This window comes from Acidobacteriota bacterium, from assembly GCA_020845575.1.
Lineage (GTDB): Bacteria > Acidobacteriota > Vicinamibacteria > Vicinamibacterales > Vicinamibacteraceae > Luteitalea.
The window spans coordinates 1-6,736 of record JADLFL010000028.1 but is presented as its reverse complement, the minus strand read 5'-3'; the positions used below and the strand labels follow the sequence as shown (position 1 = coordinate 6,736).

Annotated in this window: 7 protein-coding genes; 2 read left to right on the top strand and 5 right to left on the bottom strand. The window is 68.5% G+C overall.

Features of this window, described 5'->3' with window-relative positions:
* Positions 1–11: 11 nt before the first annotated feature.
* The gene (locus tag IT182_08260; GenBank protein MCC6163327.1) at positions 12–692 is read left to right on the top strand and encodes a DUF885 family protein; all 681 of its coding nucleotides are present in this window, start codon (positions 12–14) and stop codon (positions 690–692) included.
* A 57-nt stretch (positions 693–749) separates the two neighbouring features.
* Here IT182_08260 and IT182_08255 read toward each other — a convergent pair whose 3' ends face one another.
* The 5 genes from IT182_08255 to IT182_08235 form a co-directional block, all read right to left on the bottom strand.
* Complete coding sequence (locus IT182_08255) at positions 750–1,268, bottom strand: hypothetical protein (protein ID MCC6163326.1); 519 nt, start codon at positions 1,266–1,268, stop codon at positions 750–752.
* Between the two features lie 41 nt (positions 1,269–1,309).
* Entirely contained in the window at positions 1,310–1,813 is a 504-nt protein-coding gene (locus IT182_08250; protein ID MCC6163325.1) for a hypothetical protein, read from the bottom strand.
* 117 nt (positions 1,814–1,930) lie between these two features.
* Positions 1,931–2,575: a response regulator transcription factor gene (locus IT182_08245; protein ID MCC6163324.1), complete on the bottom strand. Its 645-nt coding sequence runs from the start codon at positions 2,573–2,575 to the stop codon at positions 1,931–1,933.
* Between the two features lie 75 nt (positions 2,576–2,650).
* Positions 2,651–5,623: a hypothetical protein gene (locus IT182_08240; GenBank protein MCC6163323.1), complete on the bottom strand. Its 2,973-nt coding sequence runs from the start codon at positions 5,621–5,623 to the stop codon at positions 2,651–2,653.
* A 165-nt stretch (positions 5,624–5,788) separates the two neighbouring features.
* Positions 5,789–6,508, bottom strand: a complete 720-nt coding sequence (locus IT182_08235) for a hypothetical protein (protein ID MCC6163322.1) — start codon at positions 6,506–6,508, stop codon at positions 5,789–5,791.
* 88 nt (positions 6,509–6,596) lie between these two features.
* On the opposite strand from IT182_08235, the gene IT182_08230 reads away from it, so the two are divergent.
* Positions 6,597–6,736 (top strand): hypothetical protein (locus IT182_08230; protein ID MCC6163321.1); only part of this gene is annotated, 140 nt, incomplete at its 3' end.

Here is a 6,736-nt window from a genome sequence, read left to right as displayed (position 1 = left end):
TCGCGACGCCGATGGCGCGCCGCACGCTGTCGTTCGGCGGCGCCCAGTACGGCCCCACCGTGGCCGGGCGCCTGTCGGGCTACTACGTCCTCACCCCGCTGGAGCCGTGGCTGACCGAGGCCGAGTGGCTCTCGCGCCTCCGCAGCTACAACCCGTACTGGACGCACCTGATCTCCTACCACGAGTGGCTCGGGCACACCGCGCAGCGCGCCTCGGCGGCCCGGCACGTGACGCGCCCGATGCGGCAGCTCTTCCAGAGCGCCTACTTCTCGCAGGCGTGGTCCTTCTACCTCGAGCGGCTGCTCGAGGAAGAGGGCTACTACGACGTGCTGCCTTACATGGAGCGCCTGAAGACGAAGATGGCGCGCCGCCAGATGCGCATGTGGCGCGTGCAGCGCATCCTCACCAAGCTCAGGATGGCCAGGGGGGAGATGACCTTCGACGAGGCGGTGCAGGCCTACGTCGATCACATCGGGATGGAGCCGTCGAACGCCTTCATCGAGGTGCAGCGCGACACGCAGTTCGCCACGCCCCCGGGGCGGGAGATCATCGGCGAACTGATGATCGTGGCGCTGCGTGAGGAGTACAAGCGCCGCATGGGGCCGCACTACACGCTGAAGGCGTTCAACGACCAGCTGCTCACCTACGGCGACCTGCCGTTCAGGCAGATCCGGCGGCTGATGTTCGAGTGAGGCGCCATCCGCAACCCAGGTCCCCCGAACGTCTCCGCGCGCGGTTCATCTGGCGCGCTACCGATAGTGCAACGTAAGCACCGGCGCCTCGATGGTCGGATAGAACGGTGCGACGATGTTGCTGCCGCCTGCGACGTTGACCGTGACGGTGTGGGGCCCGGGAGGCACGCGCAAGAAGAACTGGTGCGCGACCATCCGCTGGGCATTGAGGTCGGTCTCCTCCATTTCGATCACGACCGGCGTCTGTGGCTGCGGAAACGTGAACGTGTGTCCGAGCATGGCCACACCGTCGACCGTGACCTGGAACACGAGATAGTTGTCGGTGGGTCGCACCACCGCGCTGAAGTCGGCGACGATGCAGCTCTGTCCGGGGCCGTTGACCAGGATGTTGGTCGTCAGCAACGGCTCCATGTTCGGCACGTCGGTCTGGAAGCGCCGGCTCACCTGGAAATACGGCTCTGCGATGGTGACGGCCTTCACGGTCCGCACCTCGCTGCGGCAGACGACGGTGTCGGCGTACGCGGCGACCCCCGAGAGGGCCGCGACAACGACGATCGTGCAGGTCCGTGTCTTCATGGGGCGAGTCCTTTCGTGGTTCGCGAAGTCGTTGGCGGCCCTCATCGGGCGGCAGCGGCCGGAATCGTGTCGGGCCCCCCGAGCACGATGTGTGTCTGGCCGGTGAACAGGCTGAACACCTCGAGCGTCGCGGTGTACCGGCCCGGGGGATCGGGCTGCGGATTGAAGCCGACGATCTCTGCGCGCAACGTGCGACGCCCGAGCGTGTCTGGGGGGAACTGGTCTCGCGCGAGCGCGCCGATGCCCAGCGTCGCGAACGTGCCTGGAAGCACGTCGACGCGCCGCTCCACGGCCACGTTCCCTCGGCTCGTGAAGACGCGAAGCCTGAAGCTCCAGGGTCGGATGCCTGGATCGCCGATCGAGTCGGGATCGCCAATCACGTGGATGTTGACGCGCACGCCCTCGGTCACCGAGACACCGACTGGGCCGAACAGCAGCCGGTCGTTCTCGTCGCTGATGGCATCGGTGCGACTGGGCAGCGTCGCGAGACTCAGTACCAGGAGCGCACCGGCTGCGCTGCGGCGGGGATTGGCGAACAGGGACATGGGAGACCTCCTCGGTTTCGGCGTCGCGCGCGATGGTCGCGCCCGTGACCGGATCGAGGATGCGGACGCGCCGTCCGCCCCACAATCACCTGACCAGGTAGGATTGTCGCGACACGTTCAGCGTACGAGCCCTTCGCGGAGCGCCTTGGCGACGGCTTCGGACTTCGAGTGGACCTGGAGCTTGAGGTAGACGCTCTTCATGTGGAACGCCACGGTGTTGACGCTGTTGCCCAGCGCGGCGGCGGCCGACTTGTAGCTGTGCCCCTGGGCCAGGAGCGCGAGCAGACGTGTCTCGTGCGGCGTCAGGTCGTAGTCGGCGGCGAGTGGCGGCCGGAAGCGCCTGAAGAGGGCGATCACCTTCGTCGCCACGTCAGGTGACATCGGCGCGCCGCCGCGACGCGCGTCGGCCAGCCCGTCGAGCAGCTTCGCCGGTGGCGTCTTCTTCAGGAGGTAGCCTGTCGCACCTGCGCACAACGCCGCGAAGATCCGGTCATCGTCGTCGTAGACGGTGAGCGCGACGATCGGCAGGTCGGCGAATCGCTCCTTGAAGCGCCTGATGCCCTCGATGCCCGACATGCCCGGAAGGCCGAGGTCGGTCAGCACGATGTCGGTCGTGGCGGGCGAAACGGCGATCAAGGCGTCTTCCATCGACGCGTGCGCGCCGCTGCACGCATAGCCGGGGGTGCCGTCGATGAGGAACCGCAGTCCCTCACGGATCTCGCGCTGGTCTTCGACGATGGCGACCCTGACCTGACCGTTCACGGCATCCCTGCTCGAGGCGATCGTATGTCGTCCGTCGCAGGCATGCCTACCACCTGATCATGTGGGCCGGGGGGTTCAGCGGACAGGAACATCGAGTGAGACCCGCGTGCCGCCGCCCTCGCGGGCACATACCGCCAGCGTCCCTCCGAGGGCCTCGGCCCGCTGTCGCATGCTCCTGAGGCCCTGCCCGCCCACCGCCTTGGCGTCCGCGGTCCGCGCGTCGATGCCGCGGCCGTTGTCGTCGATCGCCAGCCGCACGCGACCGCTGTCGATGCGGCCGGTGACGCGCGCCTCGCCCGCGCCGCTGTGCCGCGCGATGTTGTGCAGGGCCTCTTTCACGATCAGGAACACGTGTCGCTTCGTGTCGGCGCCGAGTTCCACGTGCCCCTCGTCCTCGACGTCGAACGTGAGCGCCATGCCACGCATCGACACCAACTCGTGTGCGACCTGGCGCAGGCGCTGCGTGAGATGCATCGACAGGTCGCGCTGGGGGTCGATGGCCCAGACGATGTCGGCCATCGCATCGACCGATTCCCGCGATAGCGTCGCGATGCGCGTGAGCGGTTCGGCGACGTTCGCGTGGTCGCCGGCGCCCACGCGGGCGACCTCGCTGAGAATCGCGATCTGCGAGAGGCTCGACCCGAGATCGTCGTGCAGGTCGCTCGCGATGCGGGTCCGGACGCGTTCCAGGGCCACGACCTGGCGCAGGCGGTAGCGGTGTCCCGCATACAGGATGGCGCACAAGCCAAGCGCACTCGACACGCGGAACCACCACGTCTGGTACACGCGGGGCTCGACGAAGAAGGCGAACGTCGCCGTGTCGTCGGTCGACCACGTGCCGCCATCCTCGGCGGCGATCACGCGGAAGCGGTGATGTCCCGGCGGGAGGTTCGTGTAATACGCCGTGCGTCGTGTGCCGGCCTCGACCCACGCCGACTCGAGCGGCTCGAGGCGATAGCGGTAGCGCACGCGTTCGGCGGCTCTGAGGCTCGGCGCGGTGTACCGGAACTCGAACTGGCGGCTGCCCGCGCGGGCCGACGGTTCCGACACGCCGTCACCTCGCAGGACTCGCGCATCGACGGTCGCACTCTCGATGAACGGGTGACTCCGCGGCCGCGTCAGGGCCGCTCGTGCCGGGTCGACCACGATGACGCCTTTCATGGTGGCGAACCAGAGGCGGCCGTCGCGCGAGCGCCACGCCGACGGCTGCGTGCTGCCGTTGCACTCCGCGGTCTTCATGCCGTCTGCCACGCCATAGACGTAGCTCGTGATCGTGCTGCGGCGACCCTCCGCAAGTTCGTCGAGGTCCCGTCGCGAGACGCGAAACAGGCCCTTGTTGCTGCTCATCCAGAGTTGCCCCTGGTCGTCTTCGAGGATACCGAGGGCGACATCGTGGAAGAGTCCGGCGCTCGTCGTGATGCGGGATGTTCGCGCCGCCGTCGCGCGAAAGAGGCCCTCATCGGTGCCTGCCCAGAGCGTGCCGTCGTCACTGACGTGCAGCGACCAGACCGCTGCCGACGGCCAGCCGTCCCGCGGGCTCATCGGCGTGAGGCGGTCGCCGTTCCAGCGGCTGAGGCCCGCTCGCGTGCCGACCCACAGGCCGCCCCGCCTGTCGTCGGCGATCGTCCACACGTGGTCGCTGCCCAGGCCATCTGCCGCGCGGAACGTCGTGAACACGCCGTGTGCGTACCGCAGCAATCCGCCGCCGTACGTGCCGATCCAGAGCGCATCTGCCGCGTCTTCGAACACGGACGTCACGAACCGGTTCTTCTCGAGTCCCGCATCCGACACCGACTCCATGCGCCCGGCGTCGAGGCGATTCAGGCCGCCGTTGTAGGTGCCAATCCAGAGCGCGCCGCGCCGACCGGCCCCGAGCGCGAACACGACGTTGCTGAGGAGGCGATCGCGCGTGGTCATCACCGAGACGCCGGTGCCGGTCAACGCGGCGAGGCCTCCGCCGTGCGTCCCAATCCACATCGTGCCGTTCACGTCCTCGACTACGGCGCGCACCGTGTCGTTCGGCAGACCCTCGCGCGTCGTCACGGCCGTGATGACGCCGTCCTTGAGCCGGCCGAGTCCCCCGCGATCGGTCGCAATCCAGAGACTGTCGTCGGCGTCGACCACGAGTCCGCGCACGAAATCGTCAGCGAGACCGTCGCCTTTCGCGAACCGCTCCGTGCGGCCATCGCGCCAGCGCACCAGCCCCTCGCCATACGTGCCAATCCAGAGTGAACCGTCGTGGTCGGTCGCCAGGCCGTTGACCGGGGCGCGCGAGCGACGCAACGGGAAGACTTCGTCGACGATGACGCCGCTCCGTGCTCGCGCCAGACCGGCGAAGGTGCCGATCCAGATCGTGCCCGAGGCGTCCTCGTGCAGGGCGAGCACGCTTGCGTGTGGAAGGCCAGTGGTCGCCGAGCCAGGCTCGATCGCGCCATGCGACAGGCGCGCGATGCCGCCGTTGGTGCCAATCCAGAGGCGGCCATCGGACGCGACGAGCAGGGCCTGCACGTGATCGTGAGGCAGACCTGAGTGTGTCGTGATGGTCGCGAGCGCGCCGTTGGTCAGCCGATGGAGACCTCCGGCGGTACCGATCCACATCACGCCACTGGCGTCCTGTGCCATCGCCTCGACCCGGTTGTCGCGCAGGCCGTTCGTCGTCGAGTACGTGGCGGTGGGATCGACCCGGTCCCCGAGCCATCGGGCGGCGCCGCCGGTGGTGGCCAGCCACAAGGCCCCGCCGCGGTCGACGAAGAGCGCATTGACGTCGCCGAGGTGCTGCTGGTGGAGGTCGAACGTGCGGAACTCCACGCCGTCGAAGCGGACGAGGCCTTCCTCCGTGCCCAACCAGAGAAAACCATCGGGTGTGCGGGCGATGGCCTTGACGCCCGCGACGGGGAGGCCATTGGCCGTGTCCCAGTGCTCGAACACGTACTGCGTCGGCCGCTTGGCCGCATCCAGCGCAACAGCCTGCGTGACGCCGCCCGCGGCGAGCATGAAGGCAGCGGCCAGCGAGGCTCGCGTCGCTGCGCGCGCCCCTTGTACATGCATGCGGGCAGCGTAGCATGCCGCGTTGAACTGGACGATGCGATGAACGCGGGACGCGGTCGACCGAGCGCCGGGCGAGGAACACGGGTGCTCGGCGTCGGTCGTGCCGAGACTTGGCCGCCCGCCCGCACGGCCTCGTCGGCCGATCGCGGGATCTCGCGGCCGAGATCAGCCGGCGTGACGCCCCCGGCGCAGGCCACGGCCGTATGCCGCACACGCGCATCCGCCGAAGAGCAGCAGCGTGACCGTCGGTTCAGGAACGGGGTGCGATGGGTCGGTCAGCTGGAAGTCGAAGTTGAACCCGGCATTCCCTCCCATGTACGCGCCGATCTGCGTGTCGCCGCCGTTGTCCATCGCCGCCTCGACCACCAAGCGGTACGTGCCGGGCGCCAGCACGCCACTTCCCGACAGGGCCACGTTCGGGTTCACACCGATCGCCAGGAAGGAGAGCGACGTCGGCCCGGTCAGGCTCACGCGCGCCCGGGCGAACCCGCCGTCGTCGCTTGCCTGGAGTGTCCCGGCGAGCGAGTAGACGTGAGGTGTCGCGAGGTCGAAGAACACGTCGAAGAAACTGCTCGCGCTGACGTCGAGTGACCGCAAGACCGAGTAGCCTACGGTGGCCGACCCGCTGCCGCTGAACGTGCCCGATGGACCATCGATGGTGGTGTTCTGCGAGGCGCCGACGATGATCAGCGGCGCGCTGGGCACCGGGCCGAACGGATGCACGAAAAAGGTACCCGTCGTCGACGACGCGCCGTGGGCGACCGGCGTGCTGCCCTCGTGGATGTCGACAGTTCGCGAGGGGACGATGTTGATCGGGCTCCCCGTCGCCTGACTGGCCAGCAACACAGGGAATGCCGCCGCAACGATCAAAGACGCGCACCGCATGCCAGCACCTCCAACGTCCGCCGAGACGTCCGTTCGACGACGTACGCTACGCGCGAGATTCGGTCATCGCCTTCGAAATCAAAGGGCTGTGGGTGTTGTCGCCACGGTGCTGGCCAACGCGCGCGCCAACCTGAAGACACCGGCACGCACCTGGACGGAGAACGCCATCGTGCAGGCGCGCTATGCGAGGGTGCTCCTCGACGAGTACGTCCCGCGGGCGATGGTCGA

Excerpts from the sequence above, each read along its gene's own strand:
- IT182_08240 (MCC6163323.1), bottom strand. The coding sequence starts at position 5,623 with ATGCATGTACAAGGGGCGCGCGCAGCGACGCGAGCCTCGCTGGCCGCT.
- IT182_08255 (MCC6163326.1), bottom strand. The coding sequence starts at position 1,268 with ATGAAGACACGGACCTGCACGATCGTCGTTGTCGCGGCCCTCTCGGGG.
- IT182_08250 (MCC6163325.1), bottom strand. The coding sequence starts at position 1,813 with ATGTCCCTGTTCGCCAATCCCCGCCGCAGCGCAGCCGGTGCGCTCCTG.
- IT182_08260 (MCC6163327.1), top strand. The coding sequence starts at position 12 with ATGGCGCGCCGCACGCTGTCGTTCGGCGGCGCCCAGTACGGCCCCACC.
- IT182_08235 (MCC6163322.1), bottom strand. The coding sequence starts at position 6,508 with ATGCGGTGCGCGTCTTTGATCGTTGCGGCGGCATTCCCTGTGTTGCTG.